At 56.5% G+C, this 25,591-nt stretch carries 22 protein-coding genes and 1 pseudogene; 6 read left to right on the top strand and 17 right to left on the bottom strand.

Annotated elements, in window-relative coordinates; genetic code table 11:
• Nucleotides 1–131: 131 nt before the first annotated feature.
• The 14 genes and pseudogenes from FRD01_RS24855 to FRD01_RS07930 all read right to left on the bottom strand — a co-directional run.
• Nucleotides 132–2,297 (bottom strand): annotated as a pseudogene (locus tag FRD01_RS24855) (DUF5682 family protein); the annotation flags it as partial.
• Nucleotides 2,298–2,349: 52 nt separating this feature from the next.
• Complete coding sequence (locus tag FRD01_RS07990; protein WP_146958869.1) at nt 2,350–3,471, bottom strand: ATP-binding protein; 1,122 nt, start codon at nt 3,469–3,471, stop codon at nt 2,350–2,352.
• Nucleotides 3,468–4,142: a ribulose-phosphate 3-epimerase gene (rpe, locus tag FRD01_RS07985; RefSeq protein WP_146958868.1), complete on the bottom strand. Its 675-nt coding sequence runs from the start codon at nt 4,140–4,142 to the stop codon at nt 3,468–3,470. Before rpe ends, FRD01_RS07990 begins: the two co-directional genes overlap by 4 nt.
• Complete coding sequence (locus FRD01_RS07980) at nt 4,139–5,335, bottom strand: transcription antitermination factor NusB (protein ID WP_146958867.1); 1,197 nt, start codon at nt 5,333–5,335, stop codon at nt 4,139–4,141. The genes rpe and FRD01_RS07980 overlap by 4 nt, the downstream gene beginning before the upstream one ends.
• Nucleotides 5,336–5,339: 4 nt before the next feature.
• Complete coding sequence (gene fmt, locus FRD01_RS07975) at nt 5,340–6,284, bottom strand: methionyl-tRNA formyltransferase (protein WP_249756104.1); 945 nt, start codon at nt 6,282–6,284, stop codon at nt 5,340–5,342.
• Entirely contained in the window at nt 6,281–6,829 is a 549-nt protein-coding gene (gene def, locus FRD01_RS07970; protein WP_146958866.1) for a peptide deformylase, read from the bottom strand. The genes fmt and def overlap by 4 nt, the downstream gene beginning before the upstream one ends.
• 8 nt (nt 6,830–6,837) lie before the next feature.
• A complete protein-coding gene (locus FRD01_RS07965) occupies nt 6,838–7,605 on the bottom strand; it encodes a hypothetical protein (RefSeq protein ID WP_146958865.1) in 768 nt (255 codons plus the stop codon).
• On the bottom strand, nt 7,602–8,282 hold the full coding sequence (locus tag FRD01_RS07960; RefSeq protein ID WP_146958864.1) for a hypothetical protein: 681 nt from the start codon (nt 8,280–8,282) through the stop codon (nt 7,602–7,604). Before FRD01_RS07960 ends, FRD01_RS07965 begins: the two co-directional genes overlap by 4 nt.
• Nucleotides 8,282–9,031, bottom strand: a complete 750-nt coding sequence (locus FRD01_RS07955) for a hypothetical protein (protein WP_146958863.1) — start codon at nt 9,029–9,031, stop codon at nt 8,282–8,284. The genes FRD01_RS07960 and FRD01_RS07955 overlap by 1 nt, the downstream gene beginning before the upstream one ends.
• Before the next feature lie 63 nt (nt 9,032–9,094).
• On the bottom strand, nt 9,095–9,685 hold the full coding sequence (gene aat / locus FRD01_RS07950) for a leucyl/phenylalanyl-tRNA--protein transferase (protein ID WP_146958862.1): 591 nt from the start codon (nt 9,683–9,685) through the stop codon (nt 9,095–9,097).
• A complete protein-coding gene (locus FRD01_RS07945) occupies nt 9,682–10,590 on the bottom strand; it encodes a class I SAM-dependent methyltransferase (protein ID WP_146958861.1) in 909 nt (302 codons plus the stop codon). Before FRD01_RS07945 ends, aat begins: the two co-directional genes overlap by 4 nt.
• 75 nt (nt 10,591–10,665) lie before the next feature.
• Nucleotides 10,666–11,661, bottom strand: a complete 996-nt coding sequence (locus FRD01_RS07940) for a hypothetical protein (RefSeq protein ID WP_146958860.1) — start codon at nt 11,659–11,661, stop codon at nt 10,666–10,668.
• 23 nt (nt 11,662–11,684) lie between these two features.
• The gene (locus FRD01_RS07935) at nt 11,685–12,707 is read right to left on the bottom strand and encodes a hypothetical protein (protein ID WP_146958859.1); all 1,023 of its coding nucleotides are present in this window, start codon (nt 12,705–12,707) and stop codon (nt 11,685–11,687) included.
• Between the two features lie 203 nt (nt 12,708–12,910).
• The gene (locus tag FRD01_RS07930) at nt 12,911–13,567 is read right to left on the bottom strand and encodes a YoaK family protein (RefSeq protein WP_146958858.1); all 657 of its coding nucleotides are present in this window, start codon (nt 13,565–13,567) and stop codon (nt 12,911–12,913) included.
• Between the two features lie 16 nt (nt 13,568–13,583).
• On the opposite strand from FRD01_RS07930, the gene FRD01_RS07925 reads away from it, so the two are divergent.
• From FRD01_RS07925 to FRD01_RS07915, 3 genes are read left to right on the top strand one after another with little or no spacing between them, the layout of a single operon-like run.
• Nucleotides 13,584–17,939: a sigma 54-interacting transcriptional regulator gene (locus tag FRD01_RS07925; protein WP_146958857.1), complete on the top strand. Its 4,356-nt coding sequence runs from the start codon at nt 13,584–13,586 to the stop codon at nt 17,937–17,939.
• A 45-nt stretch (nt 17,940–17,984) separates the two neighbouring features.
• Nucleotides 17,985–19,373, top strand: a complete 1,389-nt coding sequence (gene fumC / locus FRD01_RS07920; RefSeq protein ID WP_146958856.1) for a class II fumarate hydratase — start codon at nt 17,985–17,987, stop codon at nt 19,371–19,373.
• Between the two features lie 13 nt (nt 19,374–19,386).
• Nucleotides 19,387–20,745 carry an amidase gene (locus FRD01_RS07915; RefSeq protein ID WP_249756103.1) on the top strand — a complete coding sequence of 453 codons (1,359 nt, stop codon included), beginning with the start codon at nt 19,387–19,389 and terminating at the stop codon, nt 20,743–20,745.
• 4 nt (nt 20,746–20,749) lie between these two features.
• Here the strand turns inward: FRD01_RS07915 and FRD01_RS07910 are convergent, their stop codons facing one another.
• Nucleotides 20,750–21,277: a YceI family protein gene (locus FRD01_RS07910; RefSeq protein ID WP_146958854.1), complete on the bottom strand. Its 528-nt coding sequence runs from the start codon at nt 21,275–21,277 to the stop codon at nt 20,750–20,752.
• A gap of 216 nt (nt 21,278–21,493) precedes the next feature.
• Between FRD01_RS07910 and kamE the strand changes: the two genes are divergently transcribed.
• The 3 genes from kamE (at nt 21,494) to mvk (ending at nt 23,874) form a co-directional block, all read left to right on the top strand.
• Nucleotides 21,494–22,267 (top strand): lysine 5,6-aminomutase subunit beta, encoded by a 774-nt coding sequence (gene kamE / locus FRD01_RS07905; protein ID WP_146958853.1) that lies wholly within the window; start codon nt 21,494–21,496, stop codon nt 22,265–22,267.
• Between the two features lie 69 nt (nt 22,268–22,336).
• Nucleotides 22,337–22,939 (top strand): macro domain-containing protein, encoded by a 603-nt coding sequence (locus tag FRD01_RS07900; RefSeq protein WP_146958852.1) that lies wholly within the window; start codon nt 22,337–22,339, stop codon nt 22,937–22,939.
• Nucleotides 22,939–23,874, top strand: coding sequence for a mevalonate kinase (mvk, locus tag FRD01_RS07895; protein ID WP_146958851.1), 936 nt, complete (start codon nt 22,939–22,941; stop codon nt 23,872–23,874). The genes FRD01_RS07900 and mvk overlap by 1 nt, the downstream gene beginning before the upstream one ends.
• 15 nt (nt 23,875–23,889) lie before the next feature.
• Here mvk and FRD01_RS07890 read toward each other — a convergent pair whose 3' ends face one another.
• Together FRD01_RS07890 and FRD01_RS07885 are read right to left on the bottom strand one after the other, a co-directional pair.
• On the bottom strand, nt 23,890–25,002 hold the full coding sequence (locus tag FRD01_RS07890) for a hypothetical protein (protein ID WP_146958850.1): 1,113 nt from the start codon (nt 25,000–25,002) through the stop codon (nt 23,890–23,892).
• A gap of 3 nt (nt 25,003–25,005) precedes the next feature.
• The gene (locus tag FRD01_RS07885; RefSeq protein WP_146958849.1) at nt 25,006–25,476 is read right to left on the bottom strand and encodes a CYTH domain-containing protein; all 471 of its coding nucleotides are present in this window, start codon (nt 25,474–25,476) and stop codon (nt 25,006–25,008) included.
• Nucleotides 25,477–25,591: the final 115 nt, after the last annotated feature.

The raw sequence follows: 25,591 nt of genomic DNA, 5'->3' as shown, positions 1-25,591 counted from the left end.
CTCCTAATCAAACTCTTAGGTTGTGCCGGCTTCTTGGCCGCGATCATTCCAGGTGGCTCGAGCGGAATGCCAAAATCGGCCGCTACTCGCACCAGCCAAGCCTCAAGTGCCGATGCGTCTTCCCCACTCTCCTCGGCCTCGTCGCGAAAAAGCGTGTCGACGATTTGGTGTTTTTCATTAGGCGAAAAGAACGTGAACGCGAGACGCAGACCGGGAAGCATCTCCAAAAAGCTGAGTTCGTTGGCTTCGGAGACCACCAGGTCGAGGGTCAGGATGAAGTTTGGGTCTCTCTGGACGGCAATTCGCGCCATGAAGAACAGTCCGACCAAGAAATCGGCGAGCTCCATAGGGTCGAGGAACGAGTCGAGCGCCTGGCGAATGGCTTCCGCCTGCACGAGGTCTTCGCGAAAAAGTGACCCAAGCGCGAGGCCCCTCGTGAGCGGACGCTTTGAGGTGTCAAAGGCGATGCGTCCAAGTGTCTCGGCGAAAAGATCCCACGGACGCTCTTCTTTGAACCATTGAACGGCGGTCGAGTGAAGGGTCTCAAAGAGGCGCATCTGGTCGTTATCTCGGTCTTGTACGAACCCGAGATTGTCCAGAAGGGCGAGTGTGCGAAGAAAGGCCGCACGGACGAGCGTCAAGGTCTGAGAAGGATCCGCGGTACCGAGCAATTCCGCATGACGCGTCAGGAAGACGAGGTGCGAAAGCCCGTGGCCTAGTTCAAAGACATCGGTTTCCGCGCTCAGGCGTTGGCCCACGCGTGCCAAAAGGTCGCCCGCAAGATCTCGAACTCCCATCAAGGTCGCATCCACCACCAATTCCGTGAACCCCGACGCGCTGAGGTTGGGCTTGGCTGCGCGTGAGGTCAGATGGGCGGCTGAGGCCTCGGATAAGTCCGCGCCCCAAATCGCTGCTTCGATGAGCGTTCCGTCGAATTCCGGAATCCACTTTAAAGTCCAGCTCTCCCAAATTTCGCTCAAATCTTCGCGCGAGTAGAAGTCCGTACCCCCTTCGAAATCCACGCCGCGAATCTCGAGTTCTCTCAGCCGATGAAGGGTGTGCGATCGCGCCCGATCCTCAGCGAACTCGAGGTTGAGTTCGATATGGGCAGGCTCCTCAGCAAGGCCGAGTCCCTTTTCTTCCAACTCCTTCAGAGTGTTCGTAAAGAGGAGCGGAAGGCTTGCACCCTTGGCAATGGTGCCTCGTCGGCTTCCCGTGAGCACGTGGCGGGCCTCGGCGACCACGGGATGTAGCAGGCTCGAGTCCTTGACCAAGGTGGCTTCGATGGCGTCCATGAGGTCGAATCGCCAGACTTCTTTGCGGCTGTGTAGACCCGCCATCGCCTGCGCGAAGTTCTGAACGGCAATGAGGTCCGCTGTATTCAAGATCTGTTGTTTGTCGCGAAGTCGGCTCACAATGGATTGCAGAATCTCAAGGCTGTCTATGGTTTTTCCCTCGTTCCGAGTTCGAAAAACGTACTCGTAGAATCCAGGGCCCTGAACGCCACTTTGATAGCCGCTGATGGCGTCGATGCGCTTGTACGTAAACGGCGTGAGCGTTGCGCCCGAGTACTCCACGCTTAGGTCCGGCGCCGCCGATGGCTCCTCTTCGGGCTCTTCGGGCTCTTCGGGCTCATCTGGAATGTCTGGAGAGAAGATCTCTACCCTCTCTAAATCCAACGAATTGAGCTCAACATCGAAAAGCCTTGAGTATAGGCCGCTAGAGTGGAAGCCGCCCGTGACCACGAGAATCGGACCATCAAGACGTGCGCGAGCCTCTTGAATCTCGCGCACCATAAACTCTTCTCGGGCGCGGTTTTCGGTACTTTCATCGCCCGACGAGAGCCGGAGGTGAAGACAAAATGTATGAGCGCGCCTCAGGTAAGACTCTGTGTTCAAGTCTGGGTCGAGTTCAAAGAGCACATCCCAAACCTCATCAAACCCCTGCACACCGAGCTCTTGAGCGAGTCGTTCCGGATAGGGATTCTTCAAAAAGTGGCGGTCTGAGTAGCGGTGGGACTCGTTGGTGATTTGCGAAAGGTCCACCCAGGGGAGGTCGATAAATCGGGCTTTGACGCCGAGCTCCTGAGCCGCTTTGAGCGCCTGCCACTCCGGCGAAAACTCGGCCAGCGGGTAGAATGCGGATGCGCGCGAAGCGTTTTCGAAGCGCACATAGGTGTAGATGGCAATCGGGAGCTCGTGTGCCAGATAGAGCTCATCCAGGCTCGGGTTGAACTCGCTCGGGCCCTCAATCAGGATTACTGAGGGTTGGATCTGGCGCGCATAGAGCCTCAGCATTCGAGCGGCAGCCGGGCTCGAGTGACGGACCGGAAAGAAGTGAATTCCTTCTCTATTTTGGAGAATGTGGTCCACGTCCAAGGTCATGGTGGCCCTTTGCTGCTTCGTAGAATTCGGTCCAGACGCCGCGCTTTCGTTCCGCGACAACATGGTCGAAGTAGGCTTTGAGTCGCTTGATATCTTCGGGGTTTTCCTTGATGGCCGAGCCCACAAGGTTGTCCACGATCTGGTCGAGGCCGATCTGAGTCTGACCAAAATAGTACGCGTGTAATCCGGAAGCGAAGGCCACCGAGACGGCCTCGGCTGTACTCATCACCGTTGAGACCGACTCTACGGCTTTGCCGCTCATGGACTTGCCGCTTCTGATCTCGTGGAATGTGACGACGAGCGCTTCGGTAAGGCGCTCATCAAGCCGAAGCGGCACGCCGGCTTCTTCGAAGAGCGCGTTGGTTTCTCTCTGAACCAACTCCATCTCGAGCGAGATATCCGAGATCGGATGAACGGTCTCGAAGTTGAAGCGCCGCTTCAAAGCCACGGACATTTCGTTCACGCCGCGGTCTCGAGTATTTGCGGTCGCGATGACATTGAAGCCGGGCCGTGCAAACACGAGGCGCTCATCGCTTTTGAACTCCGGAACCATAAGCACGCGGTCGCTCATGACCGAGAGCAGGGTGTCTTGGATCTCAAGAGGGCATCGCGTGATCTCTTCGAAGCGGACGATCCCACCCCGTTGCATGCCGGTGTAGAGCGGGGAGGGCACGAGCGCGCGCTCGGTTGGGCCTTCGCTCATCAAGAGCGCGTAATTCCACGAGTACTTGATATCGTCTTCGGTGGTTCCTGCGCTCCCTTGAATGGTCAGGGTTGAGTCGCTCGAAACGGCTGCCGCAAGGAGTTCACTCAAATAGCTCTTGGCTGTGCCAGGCTCGCCGATCAGCATCAGACCGCGTTGGGTGGCTAGCGAGACGATACATCGCTCGATGAACCTCCTCGTGCCGACAAATTTCTCCTGCACGCCGAGCTGGTCGTCACCGAGCACAAAGCGCACCACGGCCTGTGGAGAGAGTTTCCACCCCTCGGGTTTGGCTCGGTTTTGGTCCCAATCTTTGAGGATTGCCAGTTCGTCGGCGAATCGAATTTCGGCGCTAGGTCTCTGGATGTCCGAAATTTTCCTCATGCTCCACTCGCGTTTGAACGCAGTTTTGAGATCGTGGCTGCGTAGTCGTCGGTATTGAATATGGCGCTTCCAGCCACCAGGATATTGGCGCCGGCTGCGCAAATTTGACCAATATTCTTTGTATTTACTCCACCGTCTACCTGAACGTCCATCTCGGCTTTACCGAGGACCGCAAGTTTTTGCCGGAGCTCCTGCAACTTTCTAATCGTAGATGGGATGAATTTTTGGCCGCCAAAACCCGGATTGACACTCATGATCAGCACCATGTCGAGGTCTTCAGCGAGGTAGTCTACAACATCGAGTGGAGTGCCCGGATTGATGGCCAAGGACGCCTTTGCGCCTGCCTGATGAAGCGCCTGTATGATGCGATGAGGGTGCTTGCTGACCTCGGGATGGAACGAGACCAGATCTGCGCCAGCCTTCGCGTAGGCCTCAGCCATGTCGTCCGGATTCGAAATCATGATGTGTACGTCTAGGAAGACGTCCGGGAAATGGTGCCGGAGCGCCTCTACGACGGGCAAACCAATCGTCAGATTCGGCACAAAATGTCCATCCATCACATCTACGTGAAGCCAGTCAGCACCGCCGTCGAGCACGGCCTGACATTCGTCTTTGAGGCGTGCAAAGTCCGAAGCCAAAATCGAAGGGGCGATAAGTATCGGTGAAGTCATGACTTTCTCCTGAGTCTTGCGGCAAAGAAGGCATCGGAATCGTGTTCCACAGGTGTGGTGACCAGAAACGGACCATCCTGCTCAAAATCAGGATGGCGTTTTAGGAAGTTTTCGACCTGTTTGGAGGTCTCCTCACGCGTAAACGTACACACGCTGTAGACGAGAAGGCCAGACGGTTTGACGCGTGGCGCCACAGCGTCCAGCAATTCGGACTGTATCTTAGCGAGGTTCGTGATGTGGTGTTCGAGGCGTGTCCATCGGGTTTCCGGGTGGCGTCGAATCACACCGAGCGACGTGCAGGGGGCATCTAAAAGCACACAATCAAACTTGGGGAGTGTCGGCGCGAGATCCTGAGCCTTGCCCTCCAAAATCTCAACGTCGCCGTGGGCTTTGCGTAGCAGGTCCAGCTTGGATGTACTTGGATCGGACGCCACCACCTTTGCCCGCAGATCGGCTAAGTGAAGAGCTTTGCCGCCGAGGCCTGCACACGCGTCCCAAACCGTCATTCCTGGCTCTACGCCTACAAGATGCCCCACGAGCTGTGCAGCGAGGTCTTGAACCACCCAAGTTCCTTCCTTGAGCCCTTCCATGTACGGGCCGAGCTCGTCGACTTTGAGTGCGCCCGGCGGCGTATTGTCCTGAAGTTCATTAGTCCTTGATCGAAGCCAAATCGGCGGTGGCTGGTTCATGACCTCCATCCATTTTTCAGCTTCTTCTTCCCCGAGCTGCTGCACCATTCGATTGGCGAGCCAGGTTGGGAATGACCACTTCGCACTGAGGTAGCGTGCGGGTTTCGACGATTTATCGGTCTCTCGGTACCAGAGCTCTCGGTCCTTACTCAAACGTCTCAAGACAGCGTTTACGAGCTTCTCTGAGCTCCGCTTCTTGGCCATTTCAACGGCCTCACTCACGGCCGCGTGTTCGGGGATCCGGTCCATAAAGTAAAGCTGAACCACTCCGAGGCGCAGGATGATACGGGTTGCCGTGTCTACCTTCACACCCTTGGACAGGCTTCGATTGATGAGCGAATCGAGCGCTTGTTGCCACGTCAAGGTGGCGTAGACCAGGTGGGTCGCAAGGCCACGATCGCGCGGTTCGAGTTGTGCCCGATCGAGCGCCGAGCTCAGTGCAATATGTGAATACGCACCTTCCTCCACTCGCTGGAGTACGTGGAATGCTGTGTTTCTAGGCATGAATTTATCGGAAGTAGTCGGAGCTGGTGAGTGGGGTGCCGTTTAGGAAGTCGCGCGTCTTCATGGCGCGCGACCCGGAAGGCTGAAGTTCTAGAACTTCAATTGCGCCGTCGAGGCAGCCTATGAAGAGAGATTTTCCGTCCGTCTCGACCTTGCCCACGCCAGGTTTTTTCTCAGTGGTTGGGCGTGCGAGGTGGATCTTCACGCGAGATTCCGTGCCGTCCTTCACCAGGGTCGCTTGGGCGCCAGGCCATGGGTTAAGGCCGCGGATCTTGTTTGCGACGGCCACGGCAGAGTGTGCAAAATTCAGGATGCCGTCTTCCTTCTTCAACATGGGCGCGTAGCTCGATAGCGCGTCATCCTGCGGCGTTCTCATTGCCGTTCCCGCTTCGATATCATCCAAGACCCCCACAATCATCGTAGCCCCAAGAGCTGCGAGCTGGTCGTGGACATCTTGCGATGTGTGGAGTGGGTCAATCGGGATGGACTTCATTTGGATGGCCGGGCCGGTGTCGAGCCCCGCCTCCATCTGCATGATCGTCACCCCTGTTTCAGACTCGCCGGCCACAACAGCGGCTTGAATCGGCGATGCGCCACGGTACTTTGGCAGCAAAGAGGCATGGATGTTGACGCAGCCGAATTTAGGCACGTCTAGGATTCGCTGGGGAAGGATCTGTCCGTACGCAGCAACGACCGCGATATCTGGCTCGAGGGCCTGGAGCTGCTCAAAGACTTCGTCGTTCTTTCGCACCTTTTCCGGCTGAAAAACTGGTATCGCGTGCGATTCTGCCAGAACTTTCACAGGTGGCGGCGTGAGTTTTTTCCCACGACCACTCGGCCTGTCCGGCTGAGTAAAGACCCCAACGACTTGGTGGTGGGAGTCGATAAGAGCTTGCAAGGCAGGGGTCGCAAACTCGGGCGTTCCCATATAGACGACTCTAAGGCTCACGACGCATCACCTTCGGCCTGAGCTTCTTCGGCCTCAAGGGCGCGATTTTCCATAACCTTCTTGTATTTCTTCAGGGCGCGTGTGCGCTTGAGTTGGCTCATTCGGTCGAAAAACAAAACCCCGTCGAGGTGGTCGATCTCGTGTTGTAACGCGACCGCCAAGAGCTCATCGGCCTCAATCTCGAAGGTTTCTCCGTTCTCGTCTTGCGCCCTCACGGTCACTTGTTTTGACCGCTCGATTTTCTCATAAACTTGAGGAATGGAGAGACAGCCTTCCTCCCAGAGGATCTTGCCTTCCCTGTGGACGATTTCGGGATTGACCAAAACGAGGAGGTCGCGCTCCTCTTCTCCTCGCGCGATATCGATCACGGCGACCCGTTGCAAAACACCCACCTGAGGCGCCGCTAGGCCAATTCCAGGCGCGTCGTACATAGTTTCGGCCATGTCTGCCACGAGCGTCTTGAGTTCATCATCAAAACTCTCAACCTTCTTCGTCGGCGTAGTCAGGACTTGGTTGGGGAAAAAAACGATATCTCGGATAGCCATAGAACTTCTCAGCGTCTCGTAGTCTTTTCGAGGTAGGTTGTGCGAAGTTTCGCGTCACCTAGCACGGCCCACGCGTCTTCCAACGCGTCCCGTATTTCTTCTATTTCGGCGTGTAAAGCATGGGCAATCTCGAACGCAACACTCTTGTGGTCAAAACGCGCCATTTGTTTCTGGAAGGCCTCTCGGATCATTGGAGTTTGTGCACCCCTCGGGACCTCCAAGATGGAGAAATAATCCTCGTGCCGAACGATCTTCAATTTCTTCTTCACGTCCGAAGCGTCCAGCTCACTCTCTTCTCTGGCCTCAAGTCTGGCGGCAAAGATTTCGGACGTTCTGAATCGTGCAGGTGGTTGAGGAGGCTCAGACTCAAGGATTTCGTCCAGGTCCTCGAGCACGTAGTCCGCTTGAGAGTGCTCCGTAGTTCCTGCTTGTTTCTTGGGGATCTCCACTTCGTGGGCGATGAGGTCGATCAGCTTTTGGTACTCGGATGCCGCTACCCAGGCGAGCACGTCGAGGGTGTTCTCAGGCGCTCGGTCTTCGGAGACGATGACCACCGGAACGAGTTTTCCGAGGGGGCGTTCACGAATGGCCTCGAGCATGGTGACCATGCGCGCCGAGTCGTCGTCCGCTAGAATGATGACGTCAGGCGGCGTGGCATCGAGCTCTCTAAGGCCTGCTGCGGGAAGGCGTGCTTCGTTCAAGACCGCATCAAACGAGGCCTCAAGCCAGGACGCCACGTCTTTAGTTCGCCTGCCGATGAGGAGAATTTGATTCATGGCCGGACCTCAGCCATTCGGGACTCGAGCCAGGCGAAAACCTCGTCTCGGCCGCCTAGCACGCGGGGTAGTCGGTCCTCTTGGATCTTGGCTTTTAGTTTTGACTCAATCGCTCGCCATCCATCATCGTGTTCGGGTGCTTCGAGCTCCAGCACCTTCAAAGCCGTTGGAACATGCAAGGTTGCAACCCCATGTGAGAGGCAGGCGGCTTGAACGAGCATCGCGGCGGCGGCGCGCAGGTCATCGGCCTTGAGTTCGGTCCATGGACGGTAAGTGGACTCGGCCACAAGATTGTCCACCAGCTCCTGCGTGATGACGCTCCGGAGCACCTTTCTCGTATCAAAGGGCCGTGTTTCGCCGAGAAGCGCGTGTGACGTCAGGAATTCGAACGCGAAGACGCTTTGTGCGAGCGCCATTCGGATCAGTTTTTCGGCTTCGAAGAGGCCCCACGCAGATCCCTCCACAACGCCTTCGCGGGCGTCGGAAAAGGTTTTCCCACGCTCAAATTTATGAGGGTGAGTCCACACACCGAGAACCCTTACCGGTGTTCGGATGCCGTTTACCGCTTCGCCACTCGCCAGAACCACGCGGTCAACCGGGGCATTCTTCTGCATCCAATGCGGCCACGAAACGCCCAAAGCCAAGGTTTGATGGTCATGTAGGGCGAATTCGAGCATCAGGTCCTGCGAGAGTGAATATAGCCGTCTTTGTGCAGATTATACTCTGAAGGAAGCACAGATGCGACTGCCTCGCGAGACTCGTCCGGCACGGTCCAATGACGCCGATTCGAGAACGCTAGAGCCATCTTCTGGATGATGCGCAAGGAGTCTTCTTCGGCCAGTCGTTTCGACATTGGCTCTGCCAAAAAGTCGAAATCTTGCACGATCAAAGTCTCCACCGTGAGGTACCGGATGGTCTCGTTTGCATCGTCAAGGAAGCGCGTAATCTCTTTGGCCAACGCCTCGTTCTTAAACTCGGCCGAGCGAAGAATCACCTCTTGCTTCTTCTCCGGATCGCGCTCGTACTCTGTATGAGCGGATTCGAGGAGTTCGCGAAGGAAGTCCGCCATCTCGTCCGTCGAATAGATATCTTGGAGGATTTTGAGCGGCCAGTTGACGTGGTCTTGCGCCTTTAAAACGTGTTCTCTGATCACAGGAACCAAGGCGGAATTCAGCCGAACCATTTCAACGATGGACTCGTGTACGAATTCCTTTTCCTCAAGGTCGACTGTGGAGTTGTGTGAGGATTCGTTAAACCTTGCGAGCAGGATTTTTAGCGAATCTTCATTGTTCATTTCTTTGAGCTCAGCGAGCACAAATTGGCGCTCCGTCGGCTGAACATACATGTTCGTGACGGTCTTTAGCATTTTGGCGAGCCGTTTCTTCTCTGCCTGTTCTTTATCAAATAAAAAGTCCAAAAATCCCATATTTCACTACCTACGGAGCTAGACCCGGGCAACATAAGGACGAGAGTGGTCAGAGGCAAGTGATTAAATGAAGTGAGCGTCAACGTTCATGGCCATACTCACGCGCCTTTCATATTCCGCGCGGGGAATCTCCTTGGCGCCGAACTTCGCGAGGTGGGCAGTGGTGAACTGGGTGTCGAGAAGAACAAACCCCTTTTCTTGCAGTCGTTCGACCAGATGCACGAGTGCGACCTTGGAGGCATCCGTGACCTTGTGAAACATGGATTCCCCAGCAAATAAGCCGCGAAGCGCCACTCCGTAGAGTCCGCCTACGAGCTCGTCGTCCTGCCAACATTCCACCGAGTGCGCGAATCCGAGCTCGTGGAGTTCGCAATAGGCCTCGATGAGTCCCTCCGAAATCCAGATGCCGTCGTGCGGTCTTGGTTGAGCGCACTCGCGCATGACCTGTTCGAATGCCGTGGAGAAACGCACCTCAAACTTTCCTTGTCTGACGGTCCGGCCAAGCCTTTTTGGAACGTGAAACTCGTCAAATTCGATGATGGTGCGTGGGTCCGGGGCGTACCAAAAGACGTCCCAATCGGCGTCTTCGTGCGCCATCGGAAAGATTCCTTGTGAGTAGGCGCTGATCAGCATTTCGGCGGTTGGCCGCTTCATTTCGTGCCCTTAAACGAGCGATGAATTCCAGAGCGGAAGTCCTCGGGAACGCTCCATTGTGTGGTTTCTTCGAGCTCCATCGGAGAGTTTTCCTTGTCGAGTTTGAAGCTCGTCAAGTTGGTTGAGAAGAGCAGGGTGCCACCGGGTCGAAGCAGGCGTACGCAATGTTTGAGCAAGAAGACATGGTCGCGCTGGATGTCAAAATCCGTATCCATACGTTTGGAGCGCGACCACGTGGGCGGGTCTAGAATGATGAGGTCATACGCATCTTTGACGCGAGCCTGTGGAAGCCAACGTGTGGCGTCTGAGCGCTCGAATAGGTGTTTGGCCGGGTCTAGCTTGTTGAGCTTAAAGTTTCGCTCTGCCCAATCTTGATAGGTGTTTGAGAGGTCTACGGAGGTGACTTTGGCGCCGGCTGCGGCGCACCACACACTAAAGGCTCCAGTGTACGAGAATAGGTTCAGAACATCCGGACGCCTGGACGGGTGTTCTTTGACCAGTCGTGCCGCTTCTCGGCGCATATTGCGGTGATCGAGGAAAAGCCCTGTGTCGATGTAATCGTCTAGGTTGACCAGAAATTTGTGGTCGTCCTCAAAGACTTCAAACTCAAGCTTCTTGGCTGCGAGTTTCTCGTGCTGCGTGCCGGATCTCCGTCTCCTGACCTTGAGATGAACGTTCTTCTTTGGGATTTCCAAGAGTTCCGCGCAGATGTCCGGAATGGTCTCCGTCTGACCTTCAGAGGTTCGAGTTTCGAAGTACTGAAGGAGCAGATGATCGCCATAGAAATCCACCGTCCACGGGTACTCGGGGATGTCGCGGTCGTAGACTCGGAACGCATCCGTCGGCCACTTCTTGGCGAATTTCTTTAGATGCTTCGTGCGCTTTGCGAGTCGTTGTTCAAACATAGTTCAGGCCTAGTGCGAGTCTGAAACTTGCCTGATACGGGATGGTGCGGACTCGATCAACTACGAAGTCTGATTCTACTCTTGTGGATGAGGGGCTGGGATGGCTGGATCTGCAGTGGGGACCACGACTTCGGGAGGCGAAAGTGAGACGCCCTGGAGCGCAGCGTCACACGCATCTTCCTCACCATCATCGTAGTTCGGAAGGTTGGGTGTGGCGTCAGCCCAGAGGACGCGCGAGGCCTCGTCCCAACACTCATCGAGTAGGACTTCGTTGACTTGAAGACTTCCGCCCTCAATACGCGCTGCCGCACGGCCGGATTGCTCCGAGGTCCAGGCGGTGCTCATGGAGACGAGCTCCAATGGGTCTCCATCTTTGAGGAAGTCCTGGCGCGCCGCGTAGTCAAAGTTTCCACGGCCATCCTCAAACTGAGTGTACTCGTAAAGGGCACTTTGGGCCGGCGTGTCCGGAGTCTCTTGGAATTCGAAGAACGCGACGCGCACCTGCCGAACCCCGTTTGCGGCGCGGAACGCGATGGAGATACTCCCTGTGGATACCGAATCTGGGTCGTTATCGAAGTTAAATCTGAGCAAGCCCTCTCCAGACTGCAAGGGCCCTTCAGGGTCAAAGTTCGTGAATTCCCCCGACAAGACCACGCGCGCCTCATCTTTTGTTGGGCCGACCAGAAGTTCGTATTCCACGGACTCGTCTTCTGGCGAGGTGCGCGTCAGGTCGAGTCGAGAGTAGCGCTCCTCTTGGGACTCCCAGGTCCACGAATTCTGGGTGAACGACGACGGCCGAAACCGCGAAATAGCATCTACGAGGAAGAGCTGGGCGCGCACCACACGGTTTGTCCCGCGCACCAGAGCCTGCGTGATGAGCGCGACGTTGCTGATGTCTCCGACGAGCTCTTGTTGGCGCGATTCGGAGTCGGGAAGGAGGTCGTCGTTTCCGTACTCAATGCGAACCGTCTCGTACTTCACGGTTTGCGGAATATCGGGCATGGGTTCAGTGACCAAAGGGCCACATCCGATGAGGCCGAGAGCTAGGATTTTAAGAATAGTGGTGCGCATGGTTCGTGGTCCTGGTTCGTGATTTATAGACTCGCCGGAATCTCAGGATCTTCATTCGGCAGTGTCTCATAGAACGGAGGAGGGTCCAATTGGTCGGAATTACCTCCACAGCTTTCGGGGTCGCCCGATTCGAGATCTGTCATGCCTACGCTCAAGAGGTCGTAGGATTTGTGCAGCGTGGTGCCCCAGCACTCGACGAGGGTCCATCCATCAACATCAATGCTGCCACCGAAGGCATTGGCGAGCCCAACCCCACTGAAGTCTGCGTTCCACTTGGAGTGTGCCGTGACGTACTCAAAAGGCTCGCCGTCATTCTTGACGTCGCCGCGTGAGAACCACCTAAGCTCACCACCTTCACCACGTACTTGTGAGTAGGCGAACTCGGCGAATTCAGGAAACTGCTGGTCGTCCGGGACCACCATGTTGACCATGCGATTGTGCACCTGCCGTGTGCCGTCATGTTTTCTGAAGGCCACGCGTGCCGTGCCCTGCACATCGGAGTTTGGATCCAGGTGGGAAAGGTTGTCGAAGTAGAATCGAACCACCCCAAATCCTTCGGCGTCCGGTGCGAGCTTGGTCCTGAGGATGTCGCCGTCTAAGAGCAGCCTCAGGTCTTCAGCAGGCTCAGAGGCGAGTCGTCCGTGGAATGAGTAGGTGAAATGGGTGCCTTCTTCCCGATCCTCGCGCTCGATTCGGACTCGGTAGAAGTTGCCTTTGTCTTCTCCTTCCCAGACGCGTGCGTTCTCTTCCTCAAGTGTGGGTGGGTAGAGGCTGATGGCGCGCATGAGCTGGATGTGTGCGAAGACCCATGCATTGGTGGAAATCACCGAATCGGCGGTGAGGGCCGCGATGACGCTGACCTGGCCTTCGAGGGCTTGTTGTCTTGTGTTGCCGGTGTTGAATTCCATCGCGATGTCGTCGGTGGTGATGAGTCCCTGCCGGAATTCGTCGCCCTCGGCATCTTGCATATGGATCGGAGCGTCGTCCTGAGCGCATGCGCTAAGGGTCAAGGCGGCGAGTAGGGTGGTTAGTGTCAATCGGTACATGATGAACTCCTTGGTTCGTGTTTAAGTGACGTTCATCTACTAGTTCAATCTCCGTGCCATATGTTGTGATTGTGATTAAGTGGTTGATTTATTTTGTTTCTAGATGGTTTGTGTGGGTGGGTAGGTTGTTTATTGTCATGACGTAGGTTGTTAATGTCATGACATAAGTGCTTTGTTTTGACAGGCTTGGTGGGTTGTCAGCTTTACTTTTTGCGGGCCGCGTAAGCAGCGCCGAGTAGCAGAATCGTGATCGCAGGCCCGAAGAGGATGGCGCCGCCATAGGTTGCGTAGAGTTTCGCGCCGGTGAAGGCTCCGAGGCCGAAACTTAGTGCCAACGTGGTGTGAAGTATGGCGCGCCAGCTTTCGACAGGTTTTCTGGAAACCCATTTGCCGAGCGTGATGCCGAGGTCGGTGACGAGGCCCGTGACATGGGTGGTTCTGACGATGGCTCCGCTATATTGGGTGGCCATCGCATTTTGCAACCCACACGCCGCGGCTGCCAAGATCACTCCTTTGGGCTCGCCGCTTATCAGGAGTAGCGCGGCTGCGGTCAAGAGCAGTCCCTCGATGCAAAGAAGTACGCCGTATCGGCGACCGAGTCTGAGTTGTGTGGACTCGAGGGTGGCGCCGCTGAGCGCACTTCCAAGGAAAAACGCGCCGATGCCGCCAAATATCAGTCCCGTGCTCAATGAGCCTCCGCTGGCGGTGTCCACGGCAAGTTTGGCCACCGAGCCTGTGACGTGCGATACGGCGAGTTGGCCCGGGGCGAGTATGGTTGCGGCGTCCACGAATCCCGCGGTGGCTGAGAGTAGCGCGCCGCCGATGAGGAAAAACACGAAGTTGGAGGGTTGGTTATTCATGGGCTAAGCTAATACCATGAGTTTGGAATTGATCTCGCAAAGAGATGGGGAGCGAACGTGGGTTCTTCGAGCTGGCCAGGAGAAGCGGATTCGAAAGGGCGTTAGAGTTCGGGACTTTAGCCCCGACGATGTTTGGCTCACAAGCGTGGATGGTTGTGCGTCATGGAGACGATTCTACCTTGATAAAGACCGCGACGGCATCTGGTTGATCGCCGAACGCGATTGGGTCGATGGCACCACGTGGGAAGTCCACGAACCTTCTCCGGACGATCTTGTGCGCCTGGCGCAAATCGTTGCGGGCCTGCATGAACAAGGCATGTTTCACGGCGATCTGCAGCCGAATAATGTGATTCAGACCGAGTCTGGACTCGTTCTGATCGATACGCGAATCGGCGCAACGATCGGGCCAAAAGTCGCCGGTAGCGCCCCACTGATGGCCCCTGAACAATGGGAAGGCGCGTCGCCTGGTCCCTCGGCCGATGTCTACGCGTTGGCCACATTGATCTACCGAGCGTTTGACGGCGATTGGCCGTATCAGGCGGCGGACCTTAGTTCATGGGCCCGTGCACATTTAAGCAAGAAGCCTAGGAAGTCTCAAAAAGTCCCTAAGGCTCTACGGGATCTGCTCTTTCGGGTCTTTCAATCGGCTCCGGATGAGAGGCCGCAGATCGAGTCGATTATAGAGCAGTTACGCCTGCTCGGTGCCAAATCGTCCGTGGCTCCCGTTGGATTACCGTGGCCTTCTTCTTTTGACGCCTTCTTAGACACCATTCGTTCTGCCGATTCTTTGGAGCTCGTGTCAGATGCAGATACCGCAAGCCTTGTGTTGGACCGCGCCTGCCGCCAACTTGAGTTGGAAGGGCAGACGGTTTTGCAGGTCCGAGCTTCTGATGGACCATTCTGGGAGCCGCTGATTCGGTCGATCGAGGAGTTGAGTGGCAAACCCGTAGGACCGTTGACCGGAGACCGTTTGAGGGTGTTCAGGCGCTTTGCGGAAGTCTTGTCTCCCCGTCAACTCGTGGTCTTTTCCGACCCGGCAGACGCCTATTCTCAGGACTTAAAAGATTGGGCGTCCTGGTACAAAAAATACACCAATGGTCGTGTTGTGGGTCACCGAGGTCTTTTGGAAGCCGCCGAGGTATTGCAGGTCCGCATTTCGGAAAATGACTTCTGGAAGTCGTGGCGCGCGCGAAGCACCCGTGCCGAGATTCGAGACATTCCGAGGAAAAGATTTGAGGAGCTTACCCGCGCACACGGGGAGTCTCTTTGCGGCATGCTACGTGCCTTGAACGCCGAGATTGGGGCGGGTTCTGGCGTTACCAAAACCGCTCTCGATACCACGCAGCTTAAGGCTTTGACTCGCGAATGGGAGGAGACCTCGGAGGCGATGATTCAGGCGTGTGCTTTCTCTGAACTCTCCAAGACTGCGTCTCAGATATACAAGGCGCTAAAGGCGCGTCGCCGCGCGAAGGCTGAACGTGAAAAGGTTCTTAAGTCTTGGACCGACGCCCTGGTTTTTGGCTCAAGGAGTGCCCCAGAGATCGAGGAACTCGCCGCCGCGCTTCGGGACGAGAAGCTCTTCGTGGAGCTTGCGCGGCTTTTTCACGCGCTGGGGCGCCATGCTGACGGACTCGATGTTCTGGACGGCGTCGACGGATTTGACGCAGGACTTTGGAGGGCGCAACTCTCGCTTTCAGCTGGGCGCTTTGATGATGCTGAACGGTATGCGTTGGAGACGTCCAAAGCGTGGCCTGATGCCAGCGGTTGGCTAAGTGTTCTGAAGGCTGCGCCTCGTGCGATGCGCGGGGAGCACGATTCCCTCAAGGAGCTTGAGGATTGCGTCCGGCTGCCGGATATCGCGCCCCTCTATAGAGCGCGGCTGCACGCATATCGGGGAATCGGATTGACACGGGCTGGTCGCCTCGACGAGGCCTGTGATGCGTATGTGCGAGCCCTCGAAATAGTGGAAGCCGAGGGGCTTGATGGTGAGTTGCCCACATATCTTTTGAATGCTGGAACAGCGTACCACCGGCAAGGGCGGCTAGGTCTTGCGCGGGAGTTTTACGCGCGTGGCAATCGCATTTCGCATGATTCCACCAGGCCAAACACACGCGCACTCCTTTTGGCGAATCAGGGCAATATCGACCTGACTCTCGGGCGCTTCGAAGAGGCTGATGAGCTGGTCAGGCGCGCGGCCGCTATCGCTGAGGCGAGCAGGCTTGGAACCACAGAAGTGATGTGTTTGACGCTAATGGGCGACCTCGCGGCCAGACGAGGGGAGCCAGACGGCGCCAAGGCGCGCTATCGCGAGGCTTTGTCCAAGGCCCCGAGTCCTTCGCAGCGTGTGGAGATTCTGCTGGCGACCGCCAAGCTAGAGCTCGACGCAAATTCGCGTGCCGCCGAAAAAATCGTGGAAGAGGCGAGGACGGCCATTGAGAATGGTGGAGTGCTTGAGCACGGTCCTCTTTTTGGCATTGTACGTGCCAGACTTGGCTGGGCAATTGAGACCGATACGAGTCTGATGTCGGGTATCGAACTCTTTAGGCGTTCGCTTAAGGAAGCCCACTCGGCCGGCCATCATAAGCTTGTCTTGGAAGAGTCGCCGCACTTGATGAGAGTCCTGATTTCGCAGGGGCTTGAGGAGCTCGAGGAAGAAGTCTTGAGCCTCGTGAAGGATTCCAGGAATGCCATTGCGATGGGGTTGACGAGGGAGCTTCGGCGCGACTTCTTTGCGAGCCTTCCTGGTGTTGAGGGGCGTGATGAGCCGGTGCGAGCGCCTGAGAAGGCTGTCCAGCCGAGTCAGACTCCCGAGAGTGCAGAGGTGTTCTACCGGCTGCTAGGGTTCAACGAAGTCATTTTGCGCGCCACAAGTCTAGACGAGATGGCAAACGAAGCCCTTGATATCGCGCTGAGTTTGAGCGGCGCCGAACGGGCGTTTTTGCTCCTGCGAGAGGGAAAAAATTTCAAGGTTGCGGCGCGCCGAAACATGGATCTTGAAGGTGCCGAAGACCAGGGTGTGAGCCAGACAATCGCTGAAGAAGCGGCACGAACCGGGCGCACGGTTTCTACCGTCAATGCCAAGGAAGATGCGCGTTTTCAGGCGGCGCGAAGTGTGGTGGATCTGGACCTGACGAGTGTTCTCTGTGTTCCTGTGCGAAACGCAGATGGCCTGCTTGGCGCATTATATCTTGACCATCGATACACGCCGGGTGCTTTCAGCGGCCAGATTCCTCGCCTTATGGAGGCCTACGGTCATCAGGTCGCGCTCGCGCTCACGAACCTTGAGCGAATCTCGAAACTCGAGCACTCACGCGCCGAGCTCGCTGAGGCCAACGAGAGGCTCGACGCGATTGCCCGTGAGCGTGAGTTGGCTATCGAGAGTCTGAGGGATGAGGTTGTCCGCGTCAGGGCTTCAAAGGTCCCTCAGGTTCAGGGTTTGGTGTGGGTTTCACGCGTGATGGAAGAGGTTCTGATCAAGGTCAAAAAGGTTGGGGCTTCCGAGATTCCAGTCGTGATTTGCGGGGAGTCCGGGACCGGAAAAGAGTTGCTCGCCCGCGCCATCCACGACGCGTCAGGCAGGGCGCGTGGGCCATTTGTGGCTCTTAACTGCGGTGCGCTGACCGAGACCCTGATGGAATCCGAGATGTTCGGTCATGTGAAGGGGGCATTTACGGGTGCCGTTCAGGATCGAATCGGCATGTTTCAGGCCGCCGACAAGGGCACGCTATTTTTGGATGAGATCGCAGAATTACCGCTTGCCATGCAGGTCAAGTTGCTTCGCGTGCTTCAAGAGGGTGTGGTGAGGCGCGTGGGCTCAACGCGCAGTGAAAAGGTCGACGTTCGAATCGTGGCGGCGACCCACAAAAACCTTGAGAAGATGATCCAAAATGGGGATTTTCGAGAGGATCTCTACTATCGAATCGCTGCGATTTCGCTCGCTGTACCTGCGCTGAGGGAGCGTACTGAAGACATCGTGCCCATTGCCAATGCGATTCTGAAGTCGAAGAAAAAGAGCGCGAGCCTCAGTGTTGGTGCGGCAGAGCTCGTGCTTCGACACGACTGGCCTGGAAATGTGCGGGAGCTTCAGAACGTGATGAGTGCTGGGCTTGCGATGGCGGAGTCCGATCGTATTGAGGCCCACGATCTCCAGCCATTTATTCGTAGCCGAGTCTCGGGTGCTCCCACAATTCAGTCGAGGAGACCTGAGATGGCCACTGAGCCGCGATCGCAGGGCAGGCCCAGAGCTGTGAGCGTTCAAGAGGTGAAACGAGCTTTGGAGGCCCACGACGGACACCGCGAGCTCGCCGCGAGGGAGCTCGGCATCAGTGTGCGTACGCTCTATCGCGTCTTGAATCGGGCGGCGGATACATAACATCAAAGCGGGGAGAATATTCCACTTTTGAAGGAGACGATAAGTATGGGTACACGTACGGAATACGACAGCATGGGCGCCATTGAGGTCCCTGAAGAGAGATATTGGGGCGCACAAACTCAGCGTTCAATTCAGAACTTTAAGATCGGTGGGCACCGCATGCCGCGCCCGATGATTAAGGCGCTGGGGATGGTGAAGTACGCCGCTGCTGAGGCGAATGCACATGTAGGGGTTCTGGATTCCGAGAAGAAGAATGCAATTCAGAAAGCGGCCCAAGAGGTAATCGAAGGTAAGTGGGACGACGAGTTTCCTCTCGTAGTTTGGCAGACGGGTTCAGGGACTCAGACGAACATGAACACCAATGAGGTGATCGCCAATCGCGCCAATGAAATTCTAGGCGGAAAACGCGGTGATAAAGGTGTGGTTCACCCGAATGATGATGTGAATAAGAGTCAGTCAACCAATGACAGTTTTCCAACGGCCATTCATGTGGCCACCGCGGACGTCTTCAGGCAAGAGTTGATGCCGGCCGTGCGAAACCTGCGCGATGCCCTCGAGGAAAAATCCGAGGCCTATAAGGGGATCGTCAAGATTGGCCGAACTCACCTCATGGACGCCACGCCGCTGACGCTTGGACAAGAGTTTTCGGGATATGCTGCTCAGCTCGACTATAGCCTACGCGCATTGGAGCACGCTTTGGAGTTGGTCTACGAACTAGCCATCGGTGGTACGGCGGTAGGCACCGGGCTCAACACCAAAGAAGGATATGCCGAGAAAGTGGCGCAAACACTGGAGGAGTTGACAGGCTACCCTTTCCTCTCAGCGCCGAATAAGTTTGCGCAACTCGCGGGCAAAGAGGCGCTGGTTGAGGCACACGGCGCTATGAACACGCTTGCCGGTTCACTCTTTAAGATCGCGAATGATATCCGATGGCTAGGGTCTGGGCCCCGCTGTGGAATCAGCGAGCTCCGATTGCCGGCGAATGAGCCTGGGTCGAGCATCATGCCCGGCAAGGTCAATCCCACACAGGCTGAGGCGATGACCATGGTGTGTTGTCAGATTTTCGGAAACAACGCCGCGGTGGGTTTTGCCGGGGCGAGTGGCAATTTTGAGCTTAATGTTTACCTGCCGATGATCGCGCATAACGTGATGCAAAGCGCACGTCTGCTCACAGATGCATGTGATTCTTTCCGCGAAAATTGCGTGGTCGGGATTGAGCCCAATCGGCAGAAAATCGAGGAAAACCTCCAGCGCTCGCTGATGTTGGTGACGGCCCTCAACCCGCATATCGGCTACGATAACGCGGCAAAAGTGGCCAAAAAGGCCTTCGACGAAGATAAGACGCTCAAACAAGTGGTCATTGAGCTTGATTTGATGAGCGCGGAGGAGTTTGATGCTGCCGTGGTGCCCGCGGATATGGTGCACCCAAAGTAGCAAAGAGGTTCTGATGGATAATCATGTGATGCCACTGGCGAGCGAGTTTCGAGAGTCGGGCATAAGCGAGCTCTCGGCTGTGGAGCAGGCGCGCCGGATTCGAGACGGTGAGATCACCTCGCTAGAGCTCGTCGAGTACTACCTCGCCAGGATCGAGCGGCACGACGGCCGCTTGAACGCGATGATTCATATGCAGGCTGACGCGGCGCGCAAAGACGCTGAGAAGGCGGATCGCGAGCGAAAGAAGGGTAAGCTACGCGGCGTGTTTCATGGCGTGCCCACAGCGGTCAAAGACCATCATATGGTGCGATTTTCAAAGACGACCCTCGGCTCGAAGTCTTTCGAATGGCTCTGGAGCCCGGTGGACGACATCATGGTCAAGAGCTTGCGAGAAGCGGGCTTCATTATCCTTGGAAAGACTACGATGTCTGAGCTCGGCCTAATGCCGATGGCCGAGTCTCTGGACGGTAGTGCCACCAGAAATCCTTGGGATACCGAACGAACTTCAGGTGGTTCAAGCGCGGGTGCTGGCGCGGCCGTGGCGGCGGGGCTTTTACCCATAGCGCCGGGTAGTGATGGTGCGGGATCCGTGAGAATTCCAGCGTCGCTCAACGGTTTGTTTGGGCTTAAGCCTACGCGCGGATTGGTCAAAGATGCGGCGCAAGGCGTAGATCCCTTTGGAATGACTACTGTGGGGCCCATAGCTCGAAGCCTTCAGGATTTGGCGCAGCTTCTGGACGTCTTGGCTGGATCGGACGGTGCCTATTCACGGCGCGCCAGAATGGAGATTCCAAAGCTCAGGATTGGAATGATCCTCGAGACGCCATCGTCAGAGGCGGATCCGAGGGTGGTCGCGTTGGTTCGCAAGGCCGCGGCTGAACTTGAAGAGGCCGGGCATCATGTGGAGATAAGGCCAACGCCGCAAGCGACCCTTGAGGAGTTCACCCCCGTCTACCAAAAGTTGGTTTCTCGGATTCCTTTGGCGCGTGCCGCCAAGCTTGAGCCGACTGTAAAGTGGTTTGTGGAGTCGGGCCGCAAGATCAAGATGAATGAGGCGTTCAGACGGTTTCGCGGTTTGGAAGCGGTGGGGAGATCCGCGATGCTCGGCTTGGACGTAGTGATCACACCGACCATCGGTGTGATTGCTCCAAAAGTCGGTGAGTATACAAATTCCAACCCCAAAACTCATTTTGAAGGCGCCGCCACATTGGGGCTCTTCACCGCCATTGCGAACGTGACCGGTCAACCCGGTCTCACGGTGCCTTATGGGAGTGTGGATGGCCTGCCAGTGGGTGTACAACTCCTGGCGAGGCCGGGAGATGACGCGCTTTTGTTGGCCCTGGCGGCTACGCTGAGCGCGTCAAACTCCTGAAGAATTAGCCGGCGACCACGGTCTGGACTTCAATGTCGATGTCCACGTTTTCGCCCACGAGCACACCGCCTGCCTCAAGCGCCTGGTTCCAGGTCAGGCCGAAGTCTTTACGGTTGATGGACGTTGAGCCTGCGAAACCGATGCGCTTGTTACCCCATGGGTCTACGCCAGTTCCGGTTTCTTCAGCGGTGATGGTCACTGGCTTGGTCACGTCGCGGATCGTGAGCTCTCCTTCGATGGTGAGCGCGTTTCCTTGCTTTTGGAACTTGGTCGACTTGAAGTTCAGAGTCGGGAACTTCTCGGCGTCAAAGAAGTCGCCAGACTTAAGGTGCGCGTCACGGTCGCCATTGCCGGTCTCGATGCTCGCCGCCTGAATGGTGACGTTGACCTTGGATGCCTCTGGATTTGACGGGTCGTATGTGAAATCGCCAGTCCACTCTTGGAATGAGCCTTTGACCTTCGCAAACATCATGTGCTTGACGGTGAAACCGATGCGCGAGTGCGAGTTATCGAAATTAAGTGTGTGTGCCATATAAACTCCCTTTGTTGAGTCATTGAGCCCCTATTGGCTCGTTGTTATGACCTAAGGATGCTGGCCGAGCTAGAAAGGTTACGAAACGATAGTGGCCATATAGAAGATGAGTGTTTTCACTGGGAAACAAAGCCGGCCCGTTGGACCTGTACATTCGGGGATGCGAATGTAGTCGCGCAATGTTATGGAACGGGCGTCTCCACAAGGAGTTTTGTCATGAGTCAAGTTGGTCGAACATCGGCTGTACCCCCCAATTTGAAAGCAGTTCGCCCCTATGGCGACACCTTGGACGATGGCGAGGTTCAACTCTCGTTTACGCTTCCGGTGCCTCACGGGCCTGAAGCGCTCGAGGCTGCGCGGCAAGTTGTGCGGAAGATGGGGCTCGACGATCCGAGAGTCTATCACTCCAAGGATCTCGGCGAGGGCTACAGCTACTTCATCGTCTACGGCAAGTTTCAGGGCTCGGTCGACTTCACTGAGATCAAGGTGGCCAAGGTCGAAGCACAGCGTTGGAGCTTCAAAGAAATCAACGAGTTCATTGAAAAGTCTATTGGCCGAAAGATCACGATTCTCGGGGCGTGCACCGGGACCGACGCGCACTCTGTAGGCATTGACGCCATCATGAATATGAAGGGGTATAATGGCGACTATGGCCTAGAGCGCTACCCGATGATCAACGCATATAATCTGGGGATGCAGGTTCTTAACGAGGACCTTATTGCTCACGCGGTCGAGAAGAAGGCTGACGCACTTTTGGTCTCTCAAGTCGTGACCCAGAAGGACGTACATATTCAGAATCTCTCGGAACTGGTGGATATGTTGGAGGCCGAAGGAATACGCGAAAGACTGATTATTGTTGCGGGTGGGCCGCGAATCAGTCATGAGCTTGCGCTCGAGTTGGGATTTGACGCCGGTTTTGGGCCTGGCACCTCAGCCCCGGACGTGGCGAGTTTTGTAGTACAGGAAATGGTAAAGCGAGGATTGGCTTAACACTCGGCGCTTGCCGGACTTAAAAGGGTGGCATAAAAGAGGCCACCTGAATTCATTTTGGAGATAAGAATGACAGAGCAGGCACCAACGCATGCATTTACGATTACCTTTGGCGACATCTCGCTCCTTCAACTGAAGGACGGGGCCATCGTTAACCCTTCGAATACCGGGCTGATTCTTGGTAGCGGCGTCAGCGAGCTCATCGCTCGACGTGCCGGTCCTTTCTTCCAGCAGCAGCTTCACACGGCGCGCACAGCACTTCCAGGAAACCGTTTGGAGCCGGGCCATATCCTTGTGACCGACGGCGGCCAACTCACATGCAAGCACCTGCTTCATGTCTCGCTCGTCGGAAAGAAGAAGGTGGACCGCAAGCTCATCACCAACGCAGTGCTCAATACCTATGATCAGGCTGAGTCCTTGGACATCTCCGAGATCGCGTTCCCGGCACTCGGAGTGGGCGTAGCCAAATTCCCTCTCACTGATTTCATCCAAATCTTTTGGAAGATTACCCTCGAAGAGCTTCCACGCAGTGAGTCGCTCCGTCACGTGGTGCTCTGCCTCTACAACGAGACCGAGTTCAACGCCGTCAAAGAGTATGTGGAAGCACGGCTCGAGAGTGTGCCTCCGAGCATCCGACTTGAAGTCAAAGCCGCAACGTCCTGGATCGGCTAATGATGGACACCACGCGGCGGCTTGTTGGACAAGGCTGTGGCAAGCTCATCCTCTTCGGAGAGCATGCCGTGGTTTGGGGTCAACCTGCGATAGTGGCGGGTCTTCCGCGTGGCGCGACCGCTTTGGTGCGCATGGCCGAAAAGGCGAGTCTCTCGATCGTCAATGGGCGGACCGGCGCGGTTCACGCTGAGGTCGAACCTAAAGCTGATGGATCACCTCTAGAGCAGGCTTATCAAGCCATGCTGGATATTCTGGAGTTGGAAGGTCCAATCGGCGTGCACGTCACGATAGACGTGCCGATCGGTGCAGGTCTTGGAAGCAGTGCCGCCATGTCTGTGGCTGCAGCACGAGCCCTCACTCAGTTTGTCGGAAAACCCATGGCCACCACGGAAGTGGAGGCCATCGTGGCACGAACCGAGTCGATTTTTCATGGAAATCCATCGGGCATTGACCAGGCTGCGGCACTCGGTGGCGGCATCTTTCAGTACACACGCGGAACTCCAGCCTCAATTGAGGCTCTCTGGGTTGAGCCCGTGTCCGTGGTCGTGACTGAGACAGGGCCTGCGCCATCCACGGCTTCACTGGTTGAAGGCGTAGGACGTTTCCACGACGCTCACCCGAAGATCGCCTCACGCATTGACGAGCTGGTTGGCGAGGTCGTCGCAGACGCTCGCACGGCGCTCGCCAAGGGCGATTGGGGCACGGTTGGCGAGCTGATGAACGTCAACCATGGGCTCCTCGTCTCGATGGGTGTGAGCACGCCTGGACTCGATCGCGCTTGTCATATCGCGCGCGCCGCGGGTGCACTCGGCGCAAAACTCACGGGCGCAGGAGGAGGCGGTTGCATGTTTGCACTCGCCCCGGAATCGCCTGACGAGGTGGTTCGCGCCCTCCAAGAGGCTGGGTTTGATGCGTTTGAGATCACCATCCCCTGAGTTGTTTTTTAAAGATTAGGGGCAGCTTTCGGTTGGATCTACGCAGGTCCCGTTGACACACCAGCCGCTGGTGCACTCTTGGTCGTACGAGCAGGCCCCGGCATCGTGCTTGGCTTTGCAATCGTTCTCAACACAATGGGCAGTGGCGATACAGGCCGAGGGAAGCTCGTCGAGCAAGCACGCGCCGTCATCGGTGGGTTCGATACACGCGCTTCGGCCGCTCTGGTCAAAGACACACACCAATCCCATCGCGCAGACATTCGTGCTGTAATCACATGCCTGGCCGGCCTGGAAACCCAGCGTCATCGGTTGGCAGATGGAGTCGTTATCGCAGAAAAGATTTGTGGCACAGATATCCTCAACCCCGCATGGCTGGCCTTGGCCCGGTGGGTCTGAGCATTGCCCGGATTCGTTGCAGATCTGACCTTCGGCACAAGGCGTGCCGCCGCAAATCGACCTGAAGTCGATGATAGGTTCGCATTGCCCAAGGCATCCATTCGCGAGGCTCCGGTCGCAATAGTGCGAGGCGGCGCAATCCGCCGAAGAACCACATGTGGTCCCCTGAGCACCCGTCCCAGCGAAGACGTCCTGACAGGTAGTCACAAAATTATCTGGAGCCTCCCACGCTGGTAAGAGCTCCGTGCATGAATACTGTCCGAGAGCCGTCTGACACGCCGCTACGGCGGTGGCGTTGAAGGTGACGCCATCCGCCACCGAACTCTCGTAATGGGGAGCCGCATGGCGCGCCATAAAGGCTTCTACGCAGAGCCCTACATTGGTGATTCCCTTGCCGGTGGCGAATCGCACGGTCTCCGCGGTGGTACGGCACTCGATCATACGTTCACAATAGGCGACGCCGATATCGTAGAGCGCTGCCGATACCTCGGTTTCCGGCCTTTCCGGCAGCTCGCCGGTGTAGTCGCGTTCGTCCGGCAGCGGCGTACCATCAAGGATCGGATCCGGGTCGGGGTCCGGAAACACGTCAGAATCCGGGTCGTCAGTCTGGTCCGGCATGCCCATGTCCTGAACGGGTTCGTTGTTGTCGTTATTGGGCGGAGTGGACGGCGCCAACTCAGGGTCATCTGAACAGCCGACAAGCGCGAAGATCAAAAATGCCAGGTACTTCATAGTCTAAACCGTGGGTGGGGTTTCGGCCCCGATAAGGTTGGAATTAAAATAGCGGGAATCGTGAGAAACTTCACGCGTCGCCCATTTAGGTAAGTCAAACGCCTCATCTTCTGAGCCCAGCTCGATCTCAGCCAACAAGAGCCCGTCGTGGTCGCCCAGGAATTCGTCTACGGTCCACTCGTGCCCGCCGTGGTGAATGACGTGCCGGATTTTATGAATCGCCCGACCCTGACAGAGAGTTTCGAGCATCTCTCGGGCATCCTCGGCTGGAATGGAGTACTCAAACTCGGAGCGCGAGATGCCTTTGGTGGGGCCTTTGATGGTTAGAAATCCGGCTTCTCCTTTGACCCTGACGCGCACGGTCGCTCCTGGAAGCGTGGGTATATATCCCTGCGAAATCTGCTTGCTCTCGACGGCTTCAGCGCGCCAATCCGAGTTGTGGTCTACGAGGAATTTTCGTTCGATCTCTTTCACACACGCTCCCGAGTTCTGAAGCGCCTAATCTTCCAAGAAGACCGGTACGATGCAACTTCAATCTCGCCGGTGGCAACAACTCTTGCCGCCACCTGGACCGAAGTTGGGACCTCTA

Origin of the sequence: Microvenator marinus, assembly GCF_007993755.1 — a bacterium.
In the GTDB taxonomy this organism is placed as follows: Bacteria; Myxococcota_A; Bradymonadia; order Bradymonadales; family Bradymonadaceae; genus Allomicrovenator; species Allomicrovenator marinus.
The sequence above is the reverse complement of the archived record's forward strand: the minus strand, read 5'-3'. Positions and strand labels throughout refer to the sequence as shown.

What these genes read in the sequence shown, in the direction of transcription:
- FRD01_RS07990 (WP_146958869.1), bottom strand. Translation starts at nt 3,471, where the DNA reads ATGAGGAAAATTTCGGACATCCAGAGACCTAGCGCCGAAATTCGATTC.
- rpe (WP_146958868.1), bottom strand. Translation starts at nt 4,142, where the DNA reads ATGACTTCACCGATACTTATCGCCCCTTCGATTTTGGCTTCGGACTTT.
- FRD01_RS07980 (WP_146958867.1), bottom strand. Translation starts at nt 5,335, where the DNA reads ATGCCTAGAAACACAGCATTCCACGTACTCCAGCGAGTGGAGGAAGGT.
- def (WP_146958866.1), bottom strand. Translation starts at nt 6,829, where the DNA reads ATGGCTATCCGAGATATCGTTTTTTTCCCCAACCAAGTCCTGACTACG.
- FRD01_RS07965 (WP_146958865.1), bottom strand. Translation starts at nt 7,605, where the DNA reads ATGAATCAAATTCTCCTCATCGGCAGGCGAACTAAAGACGTGGCGTCC.
- FRD01_RS07960 (WP_146958864.1), bottom strand. Translation starts at nt 8,282, where the DNA reads ATGCTCGAATTCGCCCTACATGACCATCAAACCTTGGCTTTGGGCGTT.
- FRD01_RS07955 (WP_146958863.1), bottom strand. Translation starts at nt 9,031, where the DNA reads ATGGGATTTTTGGACTTTTTATTTGATAAAGAACAGGCAGAGAAGAAA.
- aat (WP_146958862.1), bottom strand. Translation starts at nt 9,685, where the DNA reads ATGAAGCGGCCAACCGCCGAAATGCTGATCAGCGCCTACTCACAAGGA.
- FRD01_RS07945 (WP_146958861.1), bottom strand. Translation starts at nt 10,590, where the DNA reads ATGTTTGAACAACGACTCGCAAAGCGCACGAAGCATCTAAAGAAATTC.
- FRD01_RS07940 (WP_146958860.1), bottom strand. Translation starts at nt 11,661, where the DNA reads ATGCGCACCACTATTCTTAAAATCCTAGCTCTCGGCCTCATCGGATGT.
- FRD01_RS07935 (WP_146958859.1), bottom strand. Translation starts at nt 12,707, where the DNA reads ATGTACCGATTGACACTAACCACCCTACTCGCCGCCTTGACCCTTAGC.
- FRD01_RS07930 (WP_146958858.1), bottom strand. Translation starts at nt 13,567, where the DNA reads ATGAATAACCAACCCTCCAACTTCGTGTTTTTCCTCATCGGCGGCGCG.
- FRD01_RS07925 (WP_146958857.1), top strand. Translation starts at nt 13,584, where the DNA reads ATGAGTTTGGAATTGATCTCGCAAAGAGATGGGGAGCGAACGTGGGTT.
- fumC (WP_146958856.1), top strand. Translation starts at nt 17,985, where the DNA reads ATGGGTACACGTACGGAATACGACAGCATGGGCGCCATTGAGGTCCCT.
- FRD01_RS07915 (WP_249756103.1), top strand. Translation starts at nt 19,387, where the DNA reads ATGGATAATCATGTGATGCCACTGGCGAGCGAGTTTCGAGAGTCGGGC.
- FRD01_RS07910 (WP_146958854.1), bottom strand. Translation starts at nt 21,277, where the DNA reads ATGGCACACACACTTAATTTCGATAACTCGCACTCGCGCATCGGTTTC.
- kamE (WP_146958853.1), top strand. Translation starts at nt 21,494, where the DNA reads ATGAGTCAAGTTGGTCGAACATCGGCTGTACCCCCCAATTTGAAAGCA.
- FRD01_RS07900 (WP_146958852.1), top strand. Translation starts at nt 22,337, where the DNA reads ATGACAGAGCAGGCACCAACGCATGCATTTACGATTACCTTTGGCGAC.
- mvk (WP_146958851.1), top strand. Translation starts at nt 22,939, where the DNA reads ATGATGGACACCACGCGGCGGCTTGTTGGACAAGGCTGTGGCAAGCTC.
- FRD01_RS07890 (WP_146958850.1), bottom strand. Translation starts at nt 25,002, where the DNA reads ATGAAGTACCTGGCATTTTTGATCTTCGCGCTTGTCGGCTGTTCAGAT.